The 2,627-nt window shown below is 54.3% G+C and carries 2 protein-coding genes; one reads left to right on the top strand and one right to left on the bottom strand.

What is annotated here, in order from left to right; all coding sequences use genetic code 11:
- On the top strand, nt 1-1,209 hold a 1,209-nt coding region (locus JU82_RS06075), incomplete at its 5' end, for a RecQ family ATP-dependent DNA helicase (RefSeq protein WP_037948054.1).
- Nucleotides 1,210-1,374: 165 nt separating this feature from the next.
- On the opposite strand, the gene JU82_RS06070 is transcribed toward JU82_RS06075, so the two are convergent.
- Nucleotides 1,375-2,627 (bottom strand): efflux RND transporter permease subunit (locus JU82_RS06070; RefSeq protein ID WP_294892330.1); only part of this gene is annotated, 1,253 nt, incomplete at its 5' end.

The raw sequence follows: 2,627 nt of genomic DNA, 5'->3' as shown, positions 1-2,627 counted from the left end.
GCCCCCGTGCTGCGCAAGAACATCACGATTACGGTAAAAGAGCGCGACAGCGGATGGCGCACCGATCTGATGAACCTTCTGAAAAAACACGAGGGGGAGAGCGGGATCGTCTACGCCTTCTCCCGCCGCGAGACCGAGGAGCTGGCCGAGTTCCTCTCCAAAAAGGGGCTCAAATGCGCCCCCTATCATGCGGGACTCAGTGCCGAGCAGCGCCACGCGACCCACCAAGCGTTTCTGAACGACGAGACGCAGATCATCGTCGCGACCGTCGCGTTTGGGATGGGGATCGACAAAGGGGACATCCGCTTCGTCATCCACACCTCGCTCCCCAAGACGATCGAAAACTACTATCAGGAGATCGGTCGGGCCGGGCGCGACGGGATCGATTCGGAGGCGGTGCTGTTCTACTCGGGGAGCGATTTTTTCACCAAAAAACGGCTCATCGACGAGGGAGGCGACCCGCAGTACCGGGAGATGATCCTTTCCAAGCTCCGCGCCGCGATGGACTACGCCACCTCGGAGGAGTGTCGCCACAAAACGATCGCGGCCTATTTCAGCGACACGATCACACCCTGCGGCGATAAATGCGACAACTGTCTGGAGACGCAGGGGAGCAAAAAGGAGATCACGACCCCCGCGCGGATGTTTCTCTCGGCCGTCTACAAGACGGGGGAACGGTTCGGCGCGACCTACATCGGCGAGGTGCTCTGCGGGGAGGAGAAGGAGAAGATCCTCTCCAACGGCCACGAGCGCCTCAGCGTCTTCGGGATCGGAGCGGAGATGAGCAAGGGCGTGTGGGGGACGATCTCCAAACGGCTCGTCGAGCTAGGGGCGCTGGAACCGGACGAGTACAAGGCGCTCCATCTCACCCCCGAGGGGGCAGAGATCCTGAGGGGAAACCGGAGCGTCCACATCCGCGAGGAGCGGCTAAACCCAAAAAAAGCGCAGATGAGATCCAAAGCCTCCCATCCGCACGCCCCGGCGCACTACGAGGCGTTCAGAGCGCTGCGCGCCTCCATCGCCCGCGAACACGGCATCCCCGCCTACATCGTCTTCGGCGACAAAACCCTCTACGAACTGGCCGAACAACTGCCGTCAAACAAAGAGGAGATGCTGAACGTCAGCGGAATCGGCGAGGTGAAGTTCGAGCGGTACGGGGAGGCGTTTCTAGAGCTCTCGCAGGAGCTGAGAGGCAAAGAGGGAAGCTGAACCAAAACGCTTCCCTCCCTTTCTAAACCTCTCTATTCTCCGCCGTTCACTCTCCCCCGCATCTTCTTGATATTCCCGTGCTTCGTTTTACTGTCCATGCGCGTATCCACAAACGTCCACCCTCTCACCGATTACAAAGAGGAAATTTTCCAAACTTTAATGCCCTCACACCCCAATACGTACCTTGAACCATGCCGCATACAATGCCGGAACAAAGATCAGCGTCAATGCCGTCGCAACAATTAACCCTCCCATAATCGATATCGCCATAGGTCCCCAAAACACACTGTGTGTCAGTGGAATCATTGCCAAGATAGCTGCCGCCGCCGTAAGAACCACAGGGCGAGAGCGACGCACCGTCGCTTCGATGATAGCATTCCATGCAGGGGCACCTCGTTCAATATCCTGTTCGATTTGATCTACGAGAATCAGTGAATTTCGCATAATCATACCGCCTAATGCAATCACTCCGAGCAGTGCAACGAAGCCAAAAGGTGCATTGAAAATCAGCAATGCCGGAACAACGCCGATTAGTCCTAATGGAGCAGTTGAAAAGACCATAAACAAAAGAGAAAAATTCTGCAACTGCATCATCAAAATCAATAACATTACGGCAAACATAATCGGGAAAACGGCAAAAAGCGCTTTATTGGCTTTATCGCTCTCCTCGATAGCACCTCCCGCTTCGATACGGTAACCGACAGGCAAAGAGTCGATCACGCTCTGTAATGAGGGCATAATTTTTGACGTTGCGTAAGGACCTTGTACACCCTCAGCAAGGTCACTACGCACGGTTAGTGCCATGTCGCGGTCACGTCTCCATAGTACCGGATCCTCAAAGGTGGATTCGATCTTCGCCACCTGCGATAGAGGTATAGCGATTCCCGTTTTAGTAAATAACTGGATGTCACCGAGTCGTTCAATAGATAAACGCTCCGTCGGTACAGCACGTACGACAACATCAACAAGCTCTTCGCCTCTGCGAATCTGTGTAACGGGAGCACCGTTGGTCACCGCTTGGACGATATTTTGGACATCCGCCGTATTGAGTCCGACCAAGCGGGCTTTATCTTGATCGACATGAACGGCGATAGAGCGTACCTGCTCATTCCAATCGAGTTGCGTATCCCGTACAAGCGGGCTGCTACGAACAATATCACGAACGCGATACGCAATTTCTCGCACTTTTTGCTCATCCGGCCCGATGATTCTAAACTGTACGGGAAATCCTACCGGAGGACCGAATTCAAGTCTCGTAACGCGTCCTCTCACATCGGGAAAGGCTTCATTTTTGGCAAAAAGTTCCATCAATTTGCTACGGACCTGTTCACGTGCTTCAAGATTGGGAGTGACTACCACAAATTCAGCATAGGAGGGATTTGGAAGTTCCGGGAATAACGATAAAAAGAATCTCGGGG

This window comes from Sulfuricurvum sp. MLSB (assembly GCF_000747095.1).
Classification (GTDB): Bacteria; Campylobacterota; Campylobacteria; order Campylobacterales; family Sulfurimonadaceae; genus Sulfuricurvum.
This window is presented reverse-complemented; position numbering and strand designations above follow the sequence as displayed.